A 20,723-nucleotide genomic window follows, 5' to 3' on the forward strand; every position below is an offset into this window, starting at 1 on the left:
ATCACCATCGCAAATGCAATCCTGAAAACAGGAGAGGTATGGCGTCAACAGCTCAATCAATAGACACAATTGCTAGCCTCACGCCCTCGGCTTCAGCACGACCTTTGTCCATTCATTCTGGTTGCCGTGGAAGTTCCGGTAACCCTCGGCGGCGTCTTCGAGGGACAGCCGGTGAGAAATCAGGAAGGTGGTGTCGATCTGGCCTTCGAGGATGCGTTGCATCAGCTGGTGGGTGTAGGCCTGCACATGGGTCTGGCCGGTCCGGATTTGCAGGCCCTTTTCCATCAGCGCGCCAAGCGGAAATTTATCCGCCATCCCGCCATAGACGCCGGGTATCGACACCCGGCCACCCTTTCGCACCGCCATCAGGGCCATCCGCAGCGCATGTGCCCTGTCGGCTCCGACGCCGACCTTCTGCTTGAGGGTGTCGAGCAGGTTGTCCGGCGAGAACCCATGGCTTTCCATGCCAACAGCGTCGATAACGGCGTCGGGGCCGATCCCGCCGGTCATCTCCATAAGCGCTTCCAGCACATGGGTTTGGGTGTAGTCGATTGCCTTGGCACCAAGGCCTTGCGCCAGCTGCAGCCGATGGGGGTGGTGGTCGATCGCGATCACCTGCGCGGCACCCATCAGCAGGACTGACTGCACGGCGAAGAGACCGACCGGACCGCAGCCCCATACGGCAACTGTATCACCGGGCTCGATCTGCGCATTCTCTGCCGCCATCCATCCTGTGGGCAGGATATCTGAAAGGAACAGCACATCCTCGTCAGGCACGCCTTCGGGCACAACAATAGGCCCAATATCGGAGAAGGGCACCCGAACATACTCCGCCTGTCCGCCCGGATAGCCCCCAGTCAAATGGGAATAGCCGAACAGACCACTGACCGCGTGACCGTAGGCGAGTTCCGAGGCTTCCTGTGTTTCCACCGGGTTGGAGTTGTCACAGGCGGAAAACAGCGCCTTGTCACAGAAGAAGCACTTGCCGCAGGAGATTGTGAACGGCACCACCACCCGATCCCCCTTTTTAAGGGTGGATGCCTGGCCGGTCTCAACCACACGCCCCATGAACTCGTGGCCAAGAATATCGCCCGCCTTCAGGCCCGGGATCACAGCGTCATAGAGATGGAGATCCGAGCCACAGATGGCCGTCGAGGTCACCTCGATGATTGCGTCCCTAGGGTTCACGATCTGCGGATCGGGCACTGTGTCGATGCGGACATCATGTTTCCCATGCCAGGTCAAAGCGCGCATCAGGCCACCCTCCGGTTCTCTGCCGTGGCGATTTCGCCGGTTTCGATCAACATCTTCAGACGTTTGAGTGCCAAGCGTCCCAGAAGGATCGGGTCCAGCCCCCGAAGCCGTGCATAGAGGCTGCCGAGTGTTCCCCAGCGGGGTTTCCAGGCGAGCAGCAACTGTACTTCGGTGCCGCGCGATGCGGGGCTGTCGCGCAGGAGGAGCTTGATTTCCAGGTCGGTATCCGCAGTGTCCACGCTTCGCCACGAGAGCACTTCGGGTGCACCGTGCTTCAAGTTCAAGGTCTCGATGCCCTCAGCGTCCCCGTCCACATGCCATGCAAGATTGCCATTCGGCAGGGCACGGGCTTCCAGCTTTCCCCCGAAGATCAGATTGAGCGTCGGCAGATCATGCAGCTGTCTGAGAACATCATCCGGCGTTGCGTTGATCGTGACGGTGCGTCCGCCGACCTTGAACCCGCCAAAGTCCTCGTGTTTGGCTGTCCGGCCCGGTGCATCATCATCGGGCGTCTGATCATGGTTCATACCAGTGCCTCCTCCGCATAAAGCTGGCGCATAAAATTGGCACCGAAAGCCTCGCTTCCGGTGCCATTTGTGTCAGACTTTTTGCGCTGCCGCATTTACCGCGGTTTCCGCGAGACCCGTGAGCAACTCGTCGGTCTCGCTTTCCTCGGCAAGCGTCTGCTCCAGCAATGCGACCGCGTCTTTCAGGCCGAGCTCCTTTGACCAGGTGCGCAGAGTGCCATATCGGGTAATCTCATAGTGCTCGACCGCCTGGGCCGCAGCCAGCAAACCGGCATCCAATGCAGGGCTGCCCTTATAGTCCTGGAGGATCTCTTCACCCTCTTCGAGGATACCCTCGATGGCGGCGCAGGTCTTGCCACGCGGATTCTTCCCGATGATTTCGAAGACCTGCTGCAGTCGTTCCACATGCACTTCGGTCTGTTCGCGGTGGTGCTGAAACGCCTCTTTCAGCTTCGGGTCCTGCGCACCGCGGGCCATCTTCGGAAGAGCGGAGAGGATCTTTCGCTCGGCATAATAGATGTCCCGCAGAGTATCGTGGAATAGGGTGTCGAGGGTTTTATCAGCCATGGTACAGTCTCCTTTCATGCCCACTGAACCGCAAACGGGTCGAGTTGTTCCCAAGGTTGCCGGCAGGCCTGAGATCTTCTGAATCGGCGATACTCCAGCAGTGCTGCAGGAAAACGGCGATTTTTTCTCAGACATTGCGTCCGCCGCAAAACGACAGGGCAGTCACATTGCCCGCTTCATTCGTACGCGGCTCTCCGGTCGCGCAACGACCGAGCCTTTCCGCTATCGTCATCAACGTGATCTGGCGAACATTGGCAAACGCGCGGCGGTGGTAAAATTCGGGAAGCTTCGCCTGCAAGGCGCACGTGCCTGGTAGATCTGGGGTATCGCGCATATCTTCCTCCTGATTGGCACCCAGAGCCGGGCGGCGGTCACATGGAACTGGCTCTGGACCTATCCTGCAGGGCCAGAACAGCGGCCGCCTGATCGCTCACCCGAACCCGGAGACGACCCTGCCATTGACTGAGCCTGGAGCGGGCGCTTCTTACGGCATCAGGTACCGATCCGGTGCCTGACCGGCGGGATCGGTTGCTGTAGTCAAGTGACAGTCACGCAGGAGTGCGGTCAACGCCTCGCTCTTCGTATCCGCTGGGCAGGAACATCGTATTGCTCTGCAGGTTGCACTTAACGCACGTCTGCAGAGGAGACAGCCAGATGGTGGAAAAGAAGATCCCCGCGAAGGAAAATGCAGCATCGTTTAAAGATCCGAAGGGCCCTTCGGACCCGGGGGTGAAGGTTGACGCTGGTGAAGAACATCACCTGAAACAGGCGGCGGCGTCGCTGAATGAGCCTGATGAGACGGACGCTACGGGCCAGGGGCAACGCGAAGACCAGCCCTTGCGGCATGTCAATGACACGACGCAGCAGGAAGAGAATGCAGGTGAGGCTGCGAATGTGCCTGATGATTATATCAGGGTAGCCGGGCGCAAGGAAATGCAGATGCCACCCAAAAAATGGGACAAGGTGGATGAAGAGAGCGACGAGTCCTTCCCGGCCAGCGATCCTCCCGGAAACTACTGATCCCTTGACCTACGTCGCGCCTGGACGTCCCCGGCCGGTGGTTCAATTCGTGGTCTTGGGTTCCTCAGCGGCTTTAACGGCTGAGATAATAGCCCAGGACGGCAGCAAGAAGGATCGCAGCTCCGAGGAGGAGCTTAACGCCGCCGTTTCCAGTCCAGCCGTCCAGCTCCGGTCGTTGCGTCGGTTGCTCTTTTACCTCATGTCTGCGTGCCATTGCGATCTGTTCCGATGTCGGCGGATGGCCGGCAGCTTCGTCATCAGTTCCGAGAGGCGCTGCTGCGGGATCCGGAAACGACACTTTGTCTCCAGCCTGACCGTGGTCGATCTCATCGCGAAGTTTGGCGGAGGTTACAGGTTCTTTCATGGCTCGTTCTCCTTCGTCTCTCGACTCGAACCCATGGCGGCACGACATGTTCCTAACTTGCAGGTCTCCCGGAACGATCCGCCGCATCACCGGTTATGCCCAGAAGCCCCGAACTTGAGGTAATGTCCCATGGCCCCACGCGCGAATTGGAAAGGCACGCTGAAGATTGCCAAGCTGGCCTGCCCGGTGGCGCTTTACACGGCGGCCTCCACTTCTGACCGGATCGCCTTCCACACGATCAATCGCGCCACCGGCAACCGGGTGCGGCGGGAATTTGTCGATGCCGAAACTGGCGAGCCCGTTGATCGGGACGATCAGGTCAAGGGCTACGAGGTCTCGGACGGAGAGCATGTGCTGCTTGACCCCGAAGACATCGCAGCCGCGGTTCCCGACAGCGACAAGGTGCTGGCGATCGAAGCCTTTCTGCCATGTGGAGAGGTGGATGATGTCTATTTCGACAAGCCGTATTATCTGGCGCCCGCTGATCATTCGGGCATGGAAGCGTTCGGTCTGATCCGTGACGGTCTGGCGGCAAAGAAGGTCGCCGCCATCGCGCGTACGGTGTTGTTCCGGCGGATGCGGACGGTGCTGATCCGCGCCGATGGGAAAGGGCTGGTCGCGACCACGCTGAACTTTGATTATGAAGTCCGCTCAGTAGAGGCAGCCTTCAAGGATGTTCCTGCCCCCCGAGTTGCGGGCGAGATGCTGGATCTGGCCCGCCACATCATTCAGACCAAGTTGGGCAAGTTCGACCCTGCCGCGTTTGACGACCGCTATGAAGCCGCGCTGGAGGAGCTGGTCAAGGCCAGGATGGAGGGCCGCAAGATCAAACCGCGCGCAATCGAAGCGCGCGGCAAAGTGGTGGATCTGATGGAAGCGCTGCGCGAAAGCGCTAAACTGGAGGGCAAGCCCGGCCCCGCCCGAAAACCGCGCGCCAGGTCGCCTGCAAAGCCCGCGGCAAAGCGCAAGGCGGGTTAAGTCATGGCGCTGGAGCACTATCGCCAAAAGCGTGACTTCACCGCCACCTCTGAACCAAAGGGCAGGAAGGGACGTAAAGGCGGCGACAATTTTGTCATCCAGAAACACGCGGCCCGCCGCCTGCACTATGATTTACGGCTGGAAATGGACGGCGTGCTGCGCAGCTGGGCGGTGACGCGCGGCCCCAGTCTGGTGGCAGGGGAAAAGCGGCTGGCAGTGCATGTCGAGGATCACCCGCTGGCTTATGGCTCGTTCGAAGGCACCATTCCGAAAGGCGAATATGGCGGTGGCACCGTGCTGCTGTGGGACCGCGGCACGTGGGCCCCCATTGGTGATGCAGCCAAAGGCTATGCCAAGGGTCATCTGGAATTCGAACTGTCGGGCGAGAAGTTGCAGGGCCGCTGGCATCTGATCCGGATGCAGGGCAAGCCGGGCGAAAAGCGCGAGAACTGGCTGCTGATCAAGGCGGATGATGAGGTCGCCCGACTGGGCGATGCACCCGACATCCTGGAAGAGCTGCCACTGTCGGTCAAAACCGGTCGCGACCTCTCCGAAATCGCAGGCGATGTGTCAGGCCAGTCTGTGAAAGACGGGACACCCCGGAAGGCCCGCGCAAAGGCCAAATCCGCAGAACTCGACGAAACCGAAACTGGGCTGCCCAATCCCGCGACGATCAGGGCCGCAAAGAAAGAACCTCTGCCGGATTTCATTCCGCCGATGCTGGCGACGCTTGCCCCCGCTGCGCCGAAGGGGGATCGTTGGCTGCATGAGATCAAGTTCGATGGCTATCGACTGCAAGCCTGGATTGACGCCGGGCAAGTCAAACTTCTGACCCGCAGCGGGCTGGACTGGACCGACCGCTTCGGCAAACAGGTGCCGACGGCCTTGCGCGACCTTCCCGTCGGCACCGCATTGATTGACGGCGAGATGGTGGTCGAAAGCGGCAATGGCGCCTCGGATTTTTCCGCCCTTCAGGCAGATCTGAGCGAGGGGCGCGAGGACCGATTTCTGTTCTACGGCTTTGACCTTCTGCATCTGGATGGTCACGATCTCCGCGGGCTGCCGCTGGTGCAGCGTAAAGAGATGCTGGAGCACCTTCTGGCCACATCAGGCGGCCCGTTGCGCTACAGCAGCCACTTCGAGGAAAGCGGTGCCACGGTTTTGCGACATGCCTGCCGCCTGAGTCTTGAAGGGATCGTGTCCAAACTGCGCGACTCGCCTTACCGGCAGGGACGCGGCAAGGCCTGGATCAAATCCAAATGCTCGGCCCGGCAGGAATTCGTCATCGGCGGCTATATGCCCTCGACCGCGTCGCCAAACGCCATCGGCTCGCTGGTCCTCGGTGTGTATGAGGGGAATGATCTGAGCCATGTCGGCCGAGTGGGCACCGGGTTCTCGGCCCGTATCGCGCAGGATCTTTTCCGGCGGCTGGAGAGGATCCGCAGCGATGACAGTCCCTTTGCGGCCCCGTTGACGGCGGAACAGGCGCGGCACGTGCGCTACCTGCGGCCCGAACTGGTGGCCGAGGTCGAATTCCGCGCCTGGACGGCGGACGGCCATCTGCGCCACGCGTCGTTTCGCGGGTTGCGGGAGGACAAGCCCGCCAGTGAGATCCGCCGGGAGGCTGCACCTGCCGTGGCGAAACCGGCGAAAGCCGCGCCGCGCCCGAATGTCAAACTGACGCATCCCGACCGCATCTATTGGCCCGATGAAGGCATCACCAAAGAGGGTCTGGCGGACTACTACAGTCACGTCTGGCGGCAGGTCGCGCCTTTTGCGGTCAATCGCCCCCTGGCGCTCTTGCGGTGTCCCGAAGGGATCACCGGGCAGAGCTTCTTTCAGAAACACGCATGGAAGGGGCTTAACAGTAATATCCGGCTGGTCGAAGACCCGAAGGATCCGGGTGATCCGCTGATCAGCATCGACAGTCTGGATGGGCTGATCGGCCTGGTGCAATCGGCGGCGCTGGAGATCCACCCCTGGGGAGCTTCGCTTGAGGATTGGGAGCGTCCCGACATGATCACCATGGATCTGGACCCGGGCGAGGGTGTGGAGTGGCCGCGTGTGATCGCCGCAGCACATGAGGTGCGCCAGCGGCTGGCGGACGTGGGGCTGACCGCCTTTGTTAAGACTTCGGGCGGCAAGGGGTTGCATGTCGTGGCGCCCCTTAAACCCCATGCCACATGGCCCGAGGTGAAGGCGTTCACCAAGGGTGTGGCTCTGGCGATGGCCTCCGATGCCCCTGGCGACTATGTGGCGACCGTTGCGAAGGCCAAGCGCAAGGGGCGCATCCTGATCGACTATCTGCGCAACCAGCGGGGGGCAACGGCGGTAGCGGCCTATTCTACCCGCGCCCGGCCCGGTGCGGCGGTCTCGACCCCGTTGGATTGGGAAGAGCTTGGAGCCGAGATCGGCCCGACGCATTTCACCCTGACCAATCTGCCTGCCCGACTGGCCGCGATGACACGTGATCCGTGGGAGGGGTTTCGCAAGGCCGCCGCGCCGCTGAAACTTAAGGCGCGATAGCTATTTTCCCTTCTTCTCGGCGGCAAGGCTGCGTTTCAGCGCATCCATGATGCTGACGACATTGTCCTTGGCCGCAGGTTCAGCCTTCGCCTTGGGCACACGCTTGCGGCCCCTTTTCTTCGCGGCGATCAGATCAAGTAGCCGCGCCTGGACAGGGTCGGACGCCATGTCAGGCGACCAGGGTTTTTTGCGCTCATCTATCAGATGCTTGACCAGCGTCATCAGTTTGGGATCGGGCTTCTTGTCCTCGACCTTGCCGAAATATTCCGCCGCACCGCGCACCTCATCGCCATAGCGCAGGGTCCAGACCACGATGCCATTGCCGCGCGGCTCCAGCATCACAGCGCGTTCGCGGCGATAAAGGACCAGCCTTGCGATGCCGACCGTTCCGGTATCGGCCATGGCGGCGCGGATGACGGAAAACGCCTCCTCGCCCACCCGATCCGCCGGCGAGAGGTAGTGCGGCGTATCATACCAGATCCATCCGATGGTATCGGCAGGGACAAACATGTCGATGTCGATGGTGCGTGTGCTTTCCAGCGCGACCTGATCGATCTCGTCATCCTCAAGGATGACGTAATCGTCTTCACCCCGGGCATAGCCCTTGACCTCATCCTCGTCGCGCACTGGCTTGCCGCTGACACTGTCGACATACCGGCTGACCACACGGTTGCCGGTTTTGGAATTCATCGTGTGAAAGCGCACCTTTTCGGCCTCGCTGGTCGCTGGGGCCATGGTCACCGGGCAATTGACCAGCGAGAGTTTCAGATAGCCTTTCCAGAACGGCCGGGGTGCCATGCGTCACTCCTCAGCAGTCGTTCTCTTTGTCGACCCGGCCGGGATGGTCGCGGTCCTCGCACATGGCTGTGTCAGGGTTGCGCCCGCGCGGGATCGAGGGTTCGTCGGTCCCCTGTGCGATTGCATGGTTGCGCACTTCCTCCGGGGTGACGCGCTTCTGTTCGGGCGTCAGTTCATCTCCGCCAGGGACAGCAGCTTCAGCCTGCTCGGCCGGGCTGGTTGCTTCCCAAGCCTGACTGGTCAAATCGGCGTCAGGGCTTTGCCCCAGTGATTTCTGCTTCGGATGAGTGGCGGGGTCTTCGGTTTTACGGTTCATCGTACCTCTCCGATTGATGGATATCCAACCATTCAACACGCGCCTTGTTCCCCGTGGTTCTCCCCCGCCCCCGCTATCGATGTGGGAAGTGGCGCTGACGGGACAATGAGCTCACGGTCCCGCTGGCTCGTGTCGCGCGGTCTGTCTGCGAAACTGGAGCGGGCATTTGCAGGGTCGGGATTCCGAGCTCCGCCAGCAACGCCACGCATGTTCTGGATCTTTGATCACTCAGCGGACGGTCAGCTATCCTTGCGCTGAAATCTGCCCGCTCTCCTTCAGCGACAGCAAGGGCCGCAGCCCGTTCCAGGATCAGACCGACAATGTTGAACCCTCGCGCTTCGAGATGCGCCGCCATTGGAATAGCGACTTCAAGCCGGTCCTCAATGATCACCACATTTCTGGTCATGGGATCGCTCACTGCCTCCACTTAGGCGCAGGTGTGGCGCGGACCCAACTGTCTCCGCCACAGTTCGGGCAGGGCGCGTGGGGGTCAGCAACCATCCCGCAGTGCTCGCAACAGGCAGTAGCGCCCCGGTCAGGCACATCGCCTTTAACTTCCTCCCTCGGCGGCATGATCGAGAGGCCAGGCTGCGGGTTTTCTGCCGGAAACATCGATAACTTGCCGGAAGGCTCGAGATACACAACGCGGAGGGAGGCAAGGTTCTCAACGCCTTTAAGGCGCAGCATTTCCATCAGCTCAAGTGATCCGAGCTGGCGGGCGCTCAGGCCATCACAAAGAATAACGCCATTGCGCAGGATCGCCACAGGTTGTCCTTCAATGATGCGTTTCGCGAGGCGGTACCGCCGGATTGCATAATCGACAGCTTTGTCCAGCACCACGAGGACGGCAATGACCAGCATGGCATGGGCGAGCGGCACCTCGGGGTAGAACATCGCATCTCCGACGGCGGCGCCGAGTGCGATGACAAGCAGGAATTCGACGACCGAGAGTTGCGAGATGCTGCGCCCGCCAATCCAGCGCAGCAGCGCCATGGTCCAGATCCAGATGACCAGGATGCGAAAGACGATTTCCAGGTAGAAGAGCGGCGGATCTTCACCAAGGAACAGGCGAACCCAGTCAAAGGGAGTTATCGCTTGCATGTGGCGGATTTCCTTCCCCGAGCACTGCGGTGAGAGATTCAGTGCGAGGTCAACTGGCTGGCCGTGCAGACATCTGGTCAGTCAGCAGTCCCAGCCCACCAACAACGGTCAAGAGGGCAGTGAGGTTCCTGTACTGCCAGAGTCGGAGGGACATTGGCCGTTCGCTGAAGAAGCGTTCTCATTTCCCATGATCCGGCTGTGCCAATTCAGTCCGATACGCAGCGACATAAGCCAATGCGACCAAGGCACCGCCGATCAGATTGCCCATCGTTGCAGCGAGAAGATTGGCGAATATCCCGATGACGGTGACGTCATAGCCCGCATGGTCGCCCTTTATGAAAAGGGCATATGGCAGCAGATACATATTCGCGACCGAATGCTCGAGCCCGGCGGCGACGAAAGCTGCAATGGGCAGGAGCAGGGCTGCGAGTTTCTCAGTCACAGTCTGACCGCCATAGGCCATCCAGACCGCAAGGCAGACGAGCATGTTTGCCAGAATGCCGCTGGCGAGCGTGACGCCAAAGGATTTGTCGAGCTTGGTCAGGGCGAGATCCAGCGCCGCCCTGCCGACCGCTCCATCGCCGCCCGCATGGACGTCGGCGAGGGCGATCAGCCCGGCAAGAGTCACCGAGCCAACAAAGTTCGCGATATAAACGATGCAAAGCGCGAGCAATGCCCGAGATGCCGCCAGCTGGCCGAGGGCAACCGGCCCTACCATCAGGGTATTGCCCGTGAAGAGTTCGGCACCTGCGACCAGAACCAGCACAAGGCCGAGCGCAAAGACCAGACCTGCAAGGGCCTGCGCCACACCGAAGGGCAGGTCATCGCCTTGTGCAAGCGCAATCGTGGCAAACAGCCCGCCCAGCCCGATGTAGATGCCTGCAAGGACGCCAAGCACAACCATAGGACGTAAGGACAGATTGGCCTTGTCGGTCACAGCGTCGAAGACTGCCTTCGTCAGGACGGGCGGTTCCGGCAGCGTAGTATCAGACATGTGCCTGGGCCTCCGAACTGACCCGCACCGGAACCGATTTAGCGGCCGGTGTCTTGCTCTCCTGTGCATATTGCCACAGCGGGATCAGCGCGTTGCATTCGGGGTAATAGGCGGCAATGGTGCCTTCAGGGATATCATAGTCGATGACCTGCAACCCGCCGACACTCCGCGACACACCATCTTCCGCCGCAGTGGTCAGCCTTGCCACGCCGTCCTTTGCAATCTGGAAACGCATCCGGTCGTTCGGGTTCATCATCACGATCATGCGCGAGCCGTGTATGCCGCGCAGCCGATCGGCATTTCCGTAGATGGTGGTGTTGAACTGGTCGTTCGACCGCAACGTGATAAGGCGCAACACACCGGGATCATCGTCGGTATCAAAGCTGGCATGCAGGGCCGAAGGCGTCTTGAAGTTCGCTTTACCGGTGTCGGTCTCCCAGATGCGTTCACGAGCCGGAACAGGGCGCGGGAAGCCGCCGGGCAGGTCGAGGCGGTCGTTGAAATCGTGGAAGGCGTCGGGAAAGATCGCTGCGATCTCGTTCCGGACCAGCCCGTAGTTGGCGACCCAGAGATCCCATGGCACCAAAGGGTTCTCTGGCAATGTGGCTTTGGCAATTTCGGCCACGATCTTGGGCTCAGACAGCAGTTGGGGGCTGGCCGGGCGGTATTTTCCGCGCGATGCGTGAATGCAGGTGGTCGAATCTTCCATCGTGACGATCTGTGGCCCAGACGCCTGTTCATCGATTTCCGAGCGCACGAGGGTCGGCAGCAGATAAGTCGTGCGCGCGATTATCAGATGGCTGCGGTTGAGCTTGGTGGCGATCTGCACAGACAGATCGAGATCGCGCCATTTGCGCTCCATCAGCTCGCGCTCGGGGATGGCCCGGACAAAGTTGCCGCCCAGCCCGATGAAAGCGCGGACCCTGCCGGCGACGATACCCTCGCAGGCCTCGACGGTGTTCATGCCGTCTTCGCGCGGCGGTGTGAACCCATAGCGCTCTGCCATCGCGTCGAGCGGCACCAGCGCGGTCTTTTCGGCAATGCCCACCGTGCGTTGGCCCTGCACATTCGAATGCCCGCGCACAGGGCAGATACCTGCGCCGGGCCGGCCCATATTGCCGCGCATCAGCAGCAGGTTGACCAGCATCTGCACAGAGTCGACGCCCAGCTTGTGCTGTGTCAGGCCCATACCATAGATGGCGATGACCGATTTTGCCTCTGCATATGTCCGTGCTGCCGCCTCGAGAGCCTCGCGCGGCAATCCGCAGGCGGCTTCGATCTCGGGCCAGGTGGTGGCGCGCACCATGGTCTCAAATGTCGCGAACCCGTCGGTATGGGCGTCGATGAACTTGTCATCAAGCACGCGCGGCTCGCCCGCAGCCTTTGCGGCATCGTCCCAGGCGAAGAGTGCCTTGGCCATGCCGGTCATCACCGCGATATCGCTGCCCGCGCGCGGTTGGTAGTATTGCGTTGCGATCTGCGTGGCCTTGTTGGTCAGCATCTGTCCCGGCCGCTGCGGATTGACGAAGGCTTCCCAGCCTCGTTCGCGTAATGGATTGAACACCACGATGGGCACGTCACGTTCGCGCACCTCCTGCAACGTGTGCAGCAGTCGTGGCGAGTTGGTGCCGACATTCTGGCCGAAGGACAGAATGCAATCCGTGTCCTGAAAATGCTCGAGCAGTACAGTGCCAACGGGGGTTCCGATGCTCTGCGGCAGCGCCACGGAGGTGGTTTCATGGCACATGTTGGAACTGTCGGGCAGGTTGTTGTTGCCATATAGACGGGCCAGCAGCTGATACATGAACGACGTCTCCAGCGAAGCCCGGCCCGAGGCGTAAAACACCGCATCCTTTGGCGCATAAGCGCGAAGATGTGCGCCGATATCGGCAAAGGCTTCGGCCCACGGCACCTCGACATAGGTATCGCTTGCGGCATCGTAACGCATGGGTTGGGTCAGCCGTCCCTCGTTCTCGAGGTCGTAGTCTGACCAGGTGAGCAGCTCAGTGACTGGATGACGGGCAAAGAATTCTGGCGTCGTGCGCCGGGCGGTGAGATCCCAGAAAGTGGCCTTAGCACCATTCTCGCAGAATTCCGCCAGATGGGGTTCCCCGGGTTTAGCCCATGCGCAGCTTGTGCACATATAGCCCCCGATTTTGTTGTGATCGCGCATCAACCCGACACTGGTTTGAACGGCGCGCTGTTTGACGGAGTGCTTGACCAGTGACTTGACCGATCCCCAGCCCCCCGTAGGTTGACGGTAGGCTTCGTGGTTGGCGCGATCAGACATAGCTCTCTCCTTGCTGCTATGTCTATGAATTGTCTCCGGTGCCAGTTGTTCCCACTTGCCACACGATCGTTATTCTATGGGAAGGGTCTCATCGGATCCGGGTCCATGCATCGGGTGAAACAATGATGGTTGCCCAGATCATTCCTCCTGACGCAGGCGGTTCAATACCCGGACAGGTGATCATACTGAGGGCTTTATCTTAGCGCCGGAATGATCCGCCTAAGACCCTTCGACGCGCAAATTTCGAGCCCTGGTAGCTGCACATTGAATAAACCAACCGTGACAGAACCCAGGAGATCGCGCCTGACGGAGGTGTGGTCAGAAGGCGTCCGCGTGATCGTCAGGTGACGCTAAGGAACGGCCTGTGACGTGAGGCCACGTGTCTCATTATGGCCTCCTCCTGGTTTGCGGTTGAATCAGCTATCGCGTGCCATGTTCTGCTGAGGAACATATCGCTGTCCTGTCCGGGAACATCATCAAAACCAAACGGTTTCAGATAGTCCCAATCCGGGGAGATGGGTGTGATCTGAGAGGAAGCTGTGGATACCAAGAGTTTTCAGCTCTGCAGACCCGAATAAGCAACTGACGAAAATCACGCAGGAGGAGTCCATGGCGAGCAATCTGCGATTGAGAACGATATGCATTGATTGCTGTACTGATGATCTGACCCAGGCCGTATCCTTCTGGGCTGATCTCCTCGGACTGCAATCTGAAGGGCCTGAAGCGGGAGCTGATGGTGACCCGGCGCGATATGCCGCCCTTAGGGGGACGGTAGGCCATCCCAGGTTCTTGCTCCAGAAGGTGGACCATGCTCCGCGCGTACATCTGGACTTCGATTCCGACGATCCAGTTGGGGAAGAGGCGCGGATCGTCGCATTGGGTGGAAAAGTGGTAAGCCGACAGAAGGACTGGACCGTCATGGAAGCGCCGACGGGCCACAGGTTCTGTATAATGGCATCGGGCGATTGACTGAGGAGATCGCATGACGTCTGCGCGGAGAAACGGCCATCGCAGCTGGGAATGGTCCACCTGCAGAATATATGTTGGAGGTGCCAGACCTTCGCGCAGTTTGGCGACACGGGACTGCCCGACCAGCGCTATTCGGATTCTGCAAAACAGCCGACTCAATGACACCTACACCGCCATTCGACCCTGATCTGGACGCTTGTGCCTTGGCACGTGCTCTGATCGGAGCTGCGCTGCTGGTGCGTGGTGTCGGTGGTGTCGTGATTGAGACCGAGGCCTATGCAGCCGATGATCCTGCATCTCACAGTTTCCGCGGGCTGACTGCCCGGAACCGCGCGATGTTCGGTCCCCCGGGGCATGCCTATGTTTATGTCTCATACGGGATGCATCTTTGCCTGAACGTGGTGGGACGCCCGGGCGAGGCCGTTCTGATCCGCGCGCTGCGTCCTGAATGGGGATCGGACGTGATGCGGCAACGGCGCCCGAACGGACTGTTATGCGCGGGTCCGGGTCGGCTGTGCCAGGCACTGGACATACGGATTGAAGACAATGGCAGGCCTTTTGACGGCAATGATCTGGTCCTGAATCCGGCATTAACGCCTATCGCAGGTATAGTGAGTGGCCCCCGCATCGGAATTTCACGTGCAGTGGACCTGCCCTGGCGCTTTGGATTGGCAGGGGAGAGGGGACTGAGCAGAAAATTCTAGACCTCAGTTTCCCTTAGAGACGTCGTGGGGCGACGGCGCTTTGTCGGTGCGCAACGGCCTCTATCACATTGACCGGGGACGGCATGAATGCGGCACATGCCTTCCGCATCTACCGAGGCGCGAGATGTGAGCCGCGCATCCTCTTATGGAAAGGCTGGCACATCGAACCGTCCTCAAAGCTCGCGCCAATTCGTCAACAGAGCATCGGTATCGATCACCTCGATCTGCGTATCGAAGCGGCTGGAATAGAGGTCCATGAGCTCATCATGTGTCCGGTCAGACGAACTGCACAACGCATCCTTGATCAGGATCAGTCTGAAACCCCGGTCAATAGCACCAAGCGCCGTCGCCAGGACACAAATGTCCGTCTCGCCTCCGGTCAGGAAGATCGTATCCACCTGTCCACGAGACAAAAGCTGATCCAGCGCGGCGGTCTCCCAGGGGGAATAGACCATCTTATCAATGACCTTTGCCGGCGGCGCATAAGGTGACAGGTCAGGCAGCAGGTCCACAGCCTCATTCCCGATGCGATCCAGGGTAACGCACTCCCATTTATGGTAGTAACGCCGCCAGGTACCCTTTGCATATTCGGCTCGGGCAGGGGGGAGAAACCGCGTAAAGATGGTGCGCGAAGGGTTGTGGCCGCAAATCGCAGCCACATTCGGCAAGATCCGCTCTAGCCACGGTACGGCCCAAGGGTATCCCGGGCCGAACAGACGCTGCATATCAACGCAGATATGCACGCAATCCGGCCCTAGAGGCCCATATCGTAAGCCCTCTCCCATTGCGCGTCAGGGTTTGAGGACACGCTCGCGCGCCCATAGTCGCAGCGCACGGCAGGCGGCTACGAAATCTGCGCTGCTGCCGGGTTCCAGAGGGATCAGCCCTTCATCCGCCGCGGCGTCGATACCGACTGCCTCCAACAATCCTGCGGCCCCGGGCGTATAGGCGATGAACTTGCGATGCGCGAAGGCATCGCTGACAAAATCGCGGGCCGCCACATCGCCTGCCAGCCGGTCTGCACCCTCTGGCGTCAGGATCAGCGCAACGGCGTCGAACAGCACCGATGGCCCTCCATCGATCATGTGCATCGCCGGGGTCAGGCTACCATCTTTTGCTCGGGCGCCACCCACCTTGGGGGCAACAATCTCCAGCGTGGCGCCTTCATCCGCCAGCGCGGCGGCCAGATCGGCGACTAGAGCCGCGTCGATCCCGTCGCAGATCAGCGCTCCCACCTTGCGACCCGCAAAGCTGGCGGGCGGGTTGCTGATAATGCTGAGCGCGGGAGACGGATCCAGATCACGCGGCGGCGTCGCGGCATCGGCGGGGTCGGGCAGGGTTTCGATCCCCAGCTTGTCGGCGACCATCTCGGCCAGCGGGCCGTCGATGTTCAGCAGATGCGAAACCATACGCTCGCGGATCACCGGAATTTCGCATTTCGACAGCTCGAAGATCAGTGCATTGGCAATGTGTTTTTGTTCGATCGCTGTCTGGCTGAGATAGAATTGCCGGGCCTGACTGTAGTGATCGGCGAAGCTTTCCGGGCGCAGACGCTGTTTCGGACCTTCCGGCGGGGTGGCGTGACTGCGGTGGCCGCGTGTCGGATCTTCGCGCGGGCCGCTGCCATGCGAGTTCGGCTGATAGTTCACCCGACCGACCGGATTGCGCATTGCCATATGCCCGTCCTGTTGGAAATGCGCGAAGGGGCATTTCGGCGCGTTAATCGGGATATGGGTGAAGTTCGGGCTACCAAGACGTTTCAGCTGTGTGTCGAGATAGCTGAAATTGCGGCCTTGCAGCAGCGGATCGTCGGAAAAGTCGATCCCCGGCGGCACGTTCTGCGTCATGAAGGCGACCTGTTCAGTCTCGGCGAAGAAGTTATCGGGCATCCGATCCAGCACCAGCCGCCCCACCGGAACAGGTTTGATCACCTCTTCGGGAATGAGTTTGGTCGGGTCCAGCACATCGAAATCAAAACTGTCAGCGAAATCCTGATCGAAGATCTGCAGACACAGCTCCCATTCCGGGAAATCTCCGGCCTGAAGGGCATTCCATAGATCGCGACGATGGAAATCGGGATCGGCGCCGTTGATCTTGACCGCCTCGTTCCACATCACCGATTGCAGCCCCAGCTTGGGCTTCCAGATGAATTTTACGAAGGTAGATTTGTCATCCGCATCCAGAAGTCGGAAAGTGTGGACGCCAAACCCTTCCATGAAGCGGAACGAGCGCGGGATCGCGCGATCTGACATCACCCACATGATCATATGCATGGATTCCGGGGTAAGGCTGATGAAATCCCAGAAATTGTCATGCGCCGACTGCGCCTGCGGAAAGGCACGGTCAGGCTCGGGCTTCACCGCATGGATGACATCTGGGAACTTGATGGCATCCTGAATGAAGAAGACCGGGATGTTGTTACCGACGAGGTCCCAGTTGCCTTCCTTCGTGTAGAACTTCACCGCGAAACCGCGCACATCGCGGGCCAGATCGAAACTGCCCTTTGAGCCGGCGACGGTGGAGAAGCGAACAAAAACAGGGGTGATCTCACCCGCCCGCTGAAAGATGTCGGCGCGGGTAAAGTGCGCAAGCGATTCATAGGTCTCAAAGAAGCCATGCGCGCCGTAGCCCCGGGCGTGAACCACGCGCTCGGGAATCCGCTCATGATCGAAGTGGAACATCTTCTCGCGGAAGTGGAAGTCCTCGATCAGCGCCGGGCCGCGTGCGCCGATCTTCAGGGAATTTTGGTCGTCCGCGACAGGCCCGCCTTGCGCAGTGGTCAGCGTTTCGAACCCGGCATCGGCGATCTGGTGCAATTCGCCACCACTCCCCCGGGTAAGGGTCTGGTCATGTATCCTGGCGTTTTTGGATTTCGGCATCTTCGTCTCCATGGCTGGCATTTGGCGTGCTGGTCGTCCCGGACCCGCCGGGCTGTTTGGTGTTGCCACTGGGCCGGGCATCCGGGTCGATACGGTGCCTGCCTGCGGGGTCGATCTGTTGCTGGCGCTGGTCGATGACATTCGGTGAAGGACGGCGCAGCGCCTCGGGAGAAACCTCCCCGGCGCCGCTTTCCTCGGAAGGGCGCTCCTTCTGCGGAACGGACTTTGGGTTTTTGGTCATGACGGGCCCTGGCGATGATGTCCCCAGTCGAACCGCCGCCTGCGCGAAATGTTCCGGTGCCGGGCCCAGTCCGCTTTGGCGGGTTCTGACCTCGTCTCGATAAAAACAGGGCGCACAGGAACATTGTCGCTGATGTCCTGTTCAACCCCCGCATGCCGAAGTCATCGCATGTGCAACTCAGAAACATGGCAGCGCCGACTGGTCACTGCCGCAGGTTTTTCCGACGCCTCGCCACGGTGCGTCGCGCCCGGAATATGCCAGAACCCCTGAAAGTGGAGGAAGAAATGCCTAGAAACAATGATATGCCCGAACGTGACTCGCGCGGCCGGTTCGTCAGCGATGACGATAATCGCGGCGGTGGTCGTTCCGGGAGCAATGATCGTGACCGCGATTCCCGCGGCCGCTTCATGAGTGACGACGATGATCGCGGCCGGTCAGGCCGGTCGGGCAGCTATGCCAGCGACGACCGTGATCGCGACTCGCGTGGTCGATTTGTCAGTGACGACGATGACCGTGGTCGGTCTGGGCGCAGGTCGGGTGGCTATGATGATCGCGGCGATCAGGACCGGGATTCACGCGGCCGGTTTACCAGTGACGATGACCGGGGCCGTGGCGGCCGGTCGATGAGCCGCCATGACGATGATGACCGTCGCTATTCCCGCAGCCGGGATGACGACTATGGCCGCGATCATGGTCAGGGTGGCTGGTTCGGCGACCGGGAAGGTCATTCGGAGGCATCGCGGCGGGGCTGGGAAGGCCGGCGCGATGATGATCGCGGCTCCTCCAGCCGGGCGTCCGGTCGTTACGATGATGACGACCGCCGCTACTCCCGCAGCCGGGATGACGACTATGGCCGCGATCACGGTCAGGGTGGCTGGTTCGGGGACCGGGAAGGTCACTCCGAGGCCTCGCGCCGTGGCTGGGACAACCGTCGGGACGACGACAGCCGTGGCTCCTATAGCCGTTCGTCAAGCCGTTATGACGATGACGACCGCCGCTCGTCGCGCGGCCGGGACAGTGACTCTGGTCGCGATCACGGTCAGGGCGGCTGGTTCGGGGACAGCGAAGGCCATTCCGAAGCGTCGCGCCGTGGCTGGGAAAATCGCCGCCGCTGATACCGGCATCGGCAGGGGGGCTTCGTGCCCCCCTGTTTCTTGGCTTCACGCTGATCCCGATGAAAAGGACAAGCAAAATGGAAGAAATTCGCAGAAATTATACTACATGGCTGCGCGATGCGCATGCCATGGAAGAGCAGGCGTTGACGATGATGCGGGGCATGCTGTCGCGTCTCGAGAATTACCCCGACCTCAGCGCCAGGATCGAGCGGCACATCGGTGAAACAGAGCGTCAGGCCGTTGCCTTGCGGGATTTGCTGAACAGCAGCGCCGAAGGCACTTCGATGCTGAAGGATGCGATGGGCAAAATGGCGGCGACCGGTCAGGCGCTGAGCGGGATATTCGCCAGCGACGAGGTCGTTAAGGGCAGCATGGCAAGCTACACCTTCGAGCATATGGAGATCATCGCCTACAAGGTGCTGATCGCCGCCGCCACCCAATTGGGGGACACCACCGCAGTCGCCATTTTCGAGCAAATCCTCGCCGAAGAACAGGACATGGCGGACTGGCTGTTTGACCACATGGACGAGACCGCGCGCATCTTCCTGTCCCGCGACGAGTTGGATCTCCAGGCCGGTCGCTGAATATGGCCCCGAAACCCGCAACAGTCCTGCGGGCGCTGCGCCGAAAGGATGTGCTTGATCAGGTTGCGGCCTTGCCCTGGCGCAAGGGCGAAAGCGGGGTCGAAATCCTGCTGATCACCTCGCGCCGGACAAAGAGGCTGATCATTCCGAAGGGCTGGCCCATGCGCCGTCACACCGGCCCCGAAGTCGCCGCCATCGAGGCGATGGAGGAGGCGGGGGTTGCGGGTCGGATCAAGGCCCGTCCGCTGGGGCACTACAGCTATTCGAAGGTGTTTGACGATTGTGCGCTGCCGGTGCGTGTCGCGGTCTTTCCCCTGCGGGTGAAAGAGGAGTTTTCCGAATGGAGAGAGGCCGATGACCGCAGACGAATATGGCTGAGCCGCTCAGAGGCCTGTGCGGTCGTGACGGATGCGGGGCTCGCGCGGCTGTTCTCCCGGATCTGACGAAACCAACCGTGTCGCCGCGGTCCGGCGACTGAATGAAGGAGGAGAAGACAATGAAGAATTTGCTTTTGACCACGATGCTCGTGTCGGCCTTTGCAGCCACATCTCTCATCGCGCAAACCACCGATCCGGCGGTGCCGGGCGACGGCGTCATGATGCCGGAAATCACTGCGCCGGAAGGCTTCGTGCGGCAGGACATCTCCCTGACCGCCGAAGATTTGTTGGGTGCGACGATCTATGACGCCACTGGCGATTCCATCGGGGATGTGCATGATCTGGTGCTGGACATCGGTGCATCAGGCGGCAGTACACCCGAAGGCGTTGGGGGCATTCTCCCTGATAGCAGCACAGATACCGATACAATGACCGGGACCGGCATGTCGCCCGACAGCAGCGGCGGCACGACTGGCGCGATGCCGGAAGGGTCGGCCACAGACGGCGCCATGGATGGCAGCGCTGCGCCGGATGCAGGCACCATGGGCACGACAGGAACTCCGTCTGGCGATGCGGGCACTGGAGAAAATGATGGCGCCAACACCGGGACGGCTGTCGAAGGGTCAACCAGCACCGATCCGATGATGTCGTCCGATGGCGCCAGCGGAACCGGCACGCCTGAGACCACGGCGCCCTCGGGCAACGCGGACACCGGAGCCACCGGAGATACGGCGGATGGTGCAGCAACCGATGGCACCGGAACTGACCCTGACGCAACTGCGACGGGCGCCACAGCGCCGACCGTCGGCAATGATACCCCGACCCCGGGCGTGACGGCCGGTGACGGCCAAGCGACCCATGCCGTGCTGGACATTGGCGGCTTCCTTGGCATGGGCGAGCATCGCATCGCCGTGCCGATCACCGATCTGGCGATTTATCGCAGCGACAGCGAAACCCGGGTCTACCTGCCCTGGACCCGCGAACAGCTGGAAGCGCTGCCGGCCTATGACGAAAACGACCCGACCACCCTGGGTCGCTCGAACATGCCGATGGCCAACTGACCGGACCGGGACGCGGCCCCGACCGGGGTCGCGTCCCTCACCAAATGGGAGCAGCACC

The 20,723-nt window shown here is 60.9% G+C and carries 22 protein-coding genes; 9 read left to right on the plus strand and 13 right to left on the minus strand.

Annotated elements, in window-relative coordinates; genetic code table 11:
- Positions 1–78: 78 nt before the first annotated feature.
- The 4 genes from AC4FS3_RS24025 to AC4FS3_RS24040 form a co-directional block, all read right to left on the minus strand.
- A complete protein-coding gene (locus AC4FS3_RS24025; protein ID WP_491022606.1) occupies positions 79–1,254 on the minus strand; it encodes a zinc-dependent alcohol dehydrogenase in 1,176 nt (391 codons plus the stop codon).
- Positions 1,254–1,781, minus strand: a complete 528-nt coding sequence (locus AC4FS3_RS24030) for a hypothetical protein (RefSeq protein ID WP_491022607.1) — start codon at positions 1,779–1,781, stop codon at positions 1,254–1,256. Before AC4FS3_RS24030 ends, AC4FS3_RS24025 begins: the two co-directional genes overlap by 1 nt.
- Positions 1,782–1,853: 72 nt before the next feature.
- On the minus strand, positions 1,854–2,348 hold the full coding sequence (locus AC4FS3_RS24035; protein ID WP_491022608.1) for a YciE/YciF ferroxidase family protein: 495 nt from the start codon (positions 2,346–2,348) through the stop codon (positions 1,854–1,856).
- A 127-nt stretch (positions 2,349–2,475) separates the two neighbouring features.
- Positions 2,476–2,682, minus strand: coding sequence for a hypothetical protein (locus AC4FS3_RS24040; protein WP_491022609.1), 207 nt, complete (start codon positions 2,680–2,682; stop codon positions 2,476–2,478).
- 320 nt (positions 2,683–3,002) lie between these two features.
- Between AC4FS3_RS24040 and AC4FS3_RS24045 the strand changes: the two genes are divergently transcribed.
- A complete protein-coding gene (locus AC4FS3_RS24045) occupies positions 3,003–3,368 on the plus strand; it encodes a hypothetical protein (protein WP_491022610.1) in 366 nt (121 codons plus the stop codon).
- Positions 3,369–3,441: 73 nt separating this feature from the next.
- Here the strand turns inward: AC4FS3_RS24045 and AC4FS3_RS24050 are convergent, their stop codons facing one another.
- On the minus strand, positions 3,442–3,732 hold the full coding sequence (locus AC4FS3_RS24050; RefSeq protein WP_491022611.1) for a hypothetical protein: 291 nt from the start codon (positions 3,730–3,732) through the stop codon (positions 3,442–3,444).
- Positions 3,733–3,861: 129 nt separating this feature from the next.
- Here AC4FS3_RS24050 and ku (AC4FS3_RS24055) point away from each other — a divergent pair, with 129 nt between their 5' ends.
- Both ku (AC4FS3_RS24055) and ligD read left to right on the plus strand, forming a co-directional pair.
- Positions 3,862–4,710 (plus strand): non-homologous end joining protein Ku, encoded by an 849-nt coding sequence (ku, locus tag AC4FS3_RS24055; RefSeq protein WP_491022612.1) that lies wholly within the window; start codon positions 3,862–3,864, stop codon positions 4,708–4,710.
- A gap of 3 nt (positions 4,711–4,713) precedes the next feature.
- On the plus strand, positions 4,714–7,236 hold the full coding sequence (gene ligD / locus AC4FS3_RS24060) for a DNA ligase D (protein ID WP_491022613.1): 2,523 nt from the start codon (positions 4,714–4,716) through the stop codon (positions 7,234–7,236).
- Here the strand turns inward: ligD and ku (AC4FS3_RS24065) are convergent, their stop codons facing one another.
- The 5 genes from ku (AC4FS3_RS24065) to AC4FS3_RS24085 form a co-directional block, all read right to left on the minus strand.
- Positions 7,237–8,034, minus strand: coding sequence for a non-homologous end joining protein Ku (gene ku / locus AC4FS3_RS24065; RefSeq protein WP_283180012.1), 798 nt, complete (start codon positions 8,032–8,034; stop codon positions 7,237–7,239). It abuts the gene before it with no gap.
- 10 nt (positions 8,035–8,044) lie between these two features.
- Positions 8,045–8,350 (minus strand): hypothetical protein, encoded by a 306-nt coding sequence (locus AC4FS3_RS24070; protein ID WP_491022614.1) that lies wholly within the window; start codon positions 8,348–8,350, stop codon positions 8,045–8,047.
- A gap of 414 nt (positions 8,351–8,764) precedes the next feature.
- Positions 8,765–9,451 carry a DUF421 domain-containing protein gene (locus AC4FS3_RS24075; protein WP_283180010.1) on the minus strand — a complete coding sequence of 229 codons (687 nt, stop codon included), beginning with the start codon at positions 9,449–9,451 and terminating at the stop codon, positions 8,765–8,767.
- Positions 9,452–9,629: 178 nt separating this feature from the next.
- Positions 9,630–10,445, minus strand: a complete 816-nt coding sequence (locus tag AC4FS3_RS24080; protein ID WP_491022615.1) for a formate/nitrite transporter family protein — start codon at positions 10,443–10,445, stop codon at positions 9,630–9,632.
- Positions 10,438–12,735, minus strand: a complete 2,298-nt coding sequence (locus AC4FS3_RS24085; protein WP_491022616.1) for an FdhF/YdeP family oxidoreductase — start codon at positions 12,733–12,735, stop codon at positions 10,438–10,440. The genes AC4FS3_RS24080 and AC4FS3_RS24085 overlap by 8 nt, the downstream gene beginning before the upstream one ends.
- 609 nt (positions 12,736–13,344) lie before the next feature.
- Here AC4FS3_RS24085 and AC4FS3_RS24090 point away from each other — a divergent pair.
- Together AC4FS3_RS24090 and AC4FS3_RS24095 are read left to right on the plus strand one after the other, a co-directional pair.
- Positions 13,345–13,704, plus strand: coding sequence for a VOC family protein (locus AC4FS3_RS24090; RefSeq protein ID WP_491022617.1), 360 nt, complete (start codon positions 13,345–13,347; stop codon positions 13,702–13,704).
- A gap of 158 nt (positions 13,705–13,862) precedes the next feature.
- Positions 13,863–14,408, plus strand: a complete 546-nt coding sequence (locus AC4FS3_RS24095; RefSeq protein ID WP_491022386.1) for a DNA-3-methyladenine glycosylase — start codon at positions 13,863–13,865, stop codon at positions 14,406–14,408.
- 173 nt (positions 14,409–14,581) lie between these two features.
- Here AC4FS3_RS24095 and AC4FS3_RS24100 read toward each other — a convergent pair whose 3' ends face one another.
- From AC4FS3_RS24100 to AC4FS3_RS24110, 3 genes are read right to left on the minus strand one after another with little or no spacing between them, the layout of a single operon-like run.
- Positions 14,582–15,193 carry a cysteine hydrolase family protein gene (locus tag AC4FS3_RS24100; protein WP_491022618.1) on the minus strand — a complete coding sequence of 204 codons (612 nt, stop codon included), beginning with the start codon at positions 15,191–15,193 and terminating at the stop codon, positions 14,582–14,584.
- 6 nt (positions 15,194–15,199) lie between these two features.
- The gene (katE, locus tag AC4FS3_RS24105; RefSeq protein WP_491022619.1) at positions 15,200–17,299 is read right to left on the minus strand and encodes a catalase; all 2,100 of its coding nucleotides are present in this window, start codon (positions 17,297–17,299) and stop codon (positions 15,200–15,202) included.
- Positions 17,256–17,528 (minus strand): hypothetical protein, encoded by a 273-nt coding sequence (locus AC4FS3_RS24110; protein ID WP_491022620.1) that lies wholly within the window; start codon positions 17,526–17,528, stop codon positions 17,256–17,258. Before AC4FS3_RS24110 ends, katE begins: the two co-directional genes overlap by 44 nt.
- Before the next feature lie 284 nt (positions 17,529–17,812).
- Between AC4FS3_RS24110 and AC4FS3_RS24115 the strand changes: the two genes are divergently transcribed.
- The 4 genes from AC4FS3_RS24115 to AC4FS3_RS24130 all read left to right on the plus strand — a co-directional run bounded on the left by AC4FS3_RS24115 (position 17,813) and on the right by AC4FS3_RS24130 (position 20,665).
- Positions 17,813–18,643, plus strand: a complete 831-nt coding sequence (locus AC4FS3_RS24115) for a hypothetical protein (protein ID WP_491022621.1) — start codon at positions 17,813–17,815, stop codon at positions 18,641–18,643.
- A gap of 77 nt (positions 18,644–18,720) precedes the next feature.
- Positions 18,721–19,227: a ferritin-like domain-containing protein gene (locus AC4FS3_RS24120; protein WP_491022622.1), complete on the plus strand. Its 507-nt coding sequence runs from the start codon at positions 18,721–18,723 to the stop codon at positions 19,225–19,227.
- Positions 19,228–19,229: 2 nt separating this feature from the next.
- Positions 19,230–19,670 (plus strand): NUDIX hydrolase, encoded by a 441-nt coding sequence (locus AC4FS3_RS24125; RefSeq protein WP_491022623.1) that lies wholly within the window; start codon positions 19,230–19,232, stop codon positions 19,668–19,670.
- Between the two features lie 53 nt (positions 19,671–19,723).
- Positions 19,724–20,665, plus strand: coding sequence for a PRC-barrel domain-containing protein (locus AC4FS3_RS24130; protein WP_491022624.1), 942 nt, complete (start codon positions 19,724–19,726; stop codon positions 20,663–20,665).
- Positions 20,666–20,723: the final 58 nt, after the last annotated feature.

This window comes from Pseudogemmobacter sp. TB195 (assembly GCF_058313095.1).

Coding starts and splice junctions, on each gene's coding strand:
- AC4FS3_RS24025 (WP_491022606.1), bottom strand. CDS start 1,254: ATGCGCGCTTTGACCTGGCATGGGAAACATGATGTCCGCATCGACACA.
- AC4FS3_RS24030 (WP_491022607.1), bottom strand. CDS start 1,781: ATGAACCATGATCAGACGCCCGATGATGATGCACCGGGCCGGACAGCC.
- AC4FS3_RS24035 (WP_491022608.1), bottom strand. CDS start 2,348: ATGGCTGATAAAACCCTCGACACCCTATTCCACGATACTCTGCGGGAC.
- AC4FS3_RS24040 (WP_491022609.1), bottom strand. CDS start 2,682: ATGCGCGATACCCCAGATCTACCAGGCACGTGCGCCTTGCAGGCGAAG.
- AC4FS3_RS24045 (WP_491022610.1), top strand. CDS start 3,003: ATGGTGGAAAAGAAGATCCCCGCGAAGGAAAATGCAGCATCGTTTAAA.
- AC4FS3_RS24050 (WP_491022611.1), bottom strand. CDS start 3,732: ATGAAAGAACCTGTAACCTCCGCCAAACTTCGCGATGAGATCGACCAC.
- ku (WP_491022612.1), top strand. CDS start 3,862: ATGGCCCCACGCGCGAATTGGAAAGGCACGCTGAAGATTGCCAAGCTG.
- ligD (WP_491022613.1), top strand. CDS start 4,714: ATGGCGCTGGAGCACTATCGCCAAAAGCGTGACTTCACCGCCACCTCT.
- ku (WP_283180012.1), bottom strand. CDS start 8,034: ATGGCACCCCGGCCGTTCTGGAAAGGCTATCTGAAACTCTCGCTGGTC.
- AC4FS3_RS24070 (WP_491022614.1), bottom strand. CDS start 8,350: ATGAACCGTAAAACCGAAGACCCCGCCACTCATCCGAAGCAGAAATCA.
- AC4FS3_RS24075 (WP_283180010.1), bottom strand. CDS start 9,451: ATGCAAGCGATAACTCCCTTTGACTGGGTTCGCCTGTTCCTTGGTGAA.
- AC4FS3_RS24080 (WP_491022615.1), bottom strand. CDS start 10,445: ATGTCTGATACTACGCTGCCGGAACCGCCCGTCCTGACGAAGGCAGTC.
- AC4FS3_RS24085 (WP_491022616.1), bottom strand. CDS start 12,735: ATGTCTGATCGCGCCAACCACGAAGCCTACCGTCAACCTACGGGGGGC.
- AC4FS3_RS24090 (WP_491022617.1), top strand. CDS start 13,345: ATGGCGAGCAATCTGCGATTGAGAACGATATGCATTGATTGCTGTACT.
- AC4FS3_RS24095 (WP_491022386.1), top strand. CDS start 13,863: ATGACACCTACACCGCCATTCGACCCTGATCTGGACGCTTGTGCCTTG.
- AC4FS3_RS24100 (WP_491022618.1), bottom strand. CDS start 15,193: ATGGGAGAGGGCTTACGATATGGGCCTCTAGGGCCGGATTGCGTGCAT.
- katE (WP_491022619.1), bottom strand. CDS start 17,299: ATGGAGACGAAGATGCCGAAATCCAAAAACGCCAGGATACATGACCAG.
- AC4FS3_RS24110 (WP_491022620.1), bottom strand. CDS start 17,528: ATGACCAAAAACCCAAAGTCCGTTCCGCAGAAGGAGCGCCCTTCCGAG.
- AC4FS3_RS24115 (WP_491022621.1), top strand. CDS start 17,813: ATGCCTAGAAACAATGATATGCCCGAACGTGACTCGCGCGGCCGGTTC.
- AC4FS3_RS24120 (WP_491022622.1), top strand. CDS start 18,721: ATGGAAGAAATTCGCAGAAATTATACTACATGGCTGCGCGATGCGCAT.
- AC4FS3_RS24125 (WP_491022623.1), top strand. CDS start 19,230: ATGGCCCCGAAACCCGCAACAGTCCTGCGGGCGCTGCGCCGAAAGGAT.
- AC4FS3_RS24130 (WP_491022624.1), top strand. CDS start 19,724: ATGAAGAATTTGCTTTTGACCACGATGCTCGTGTCGGCCTTTGCAGCC.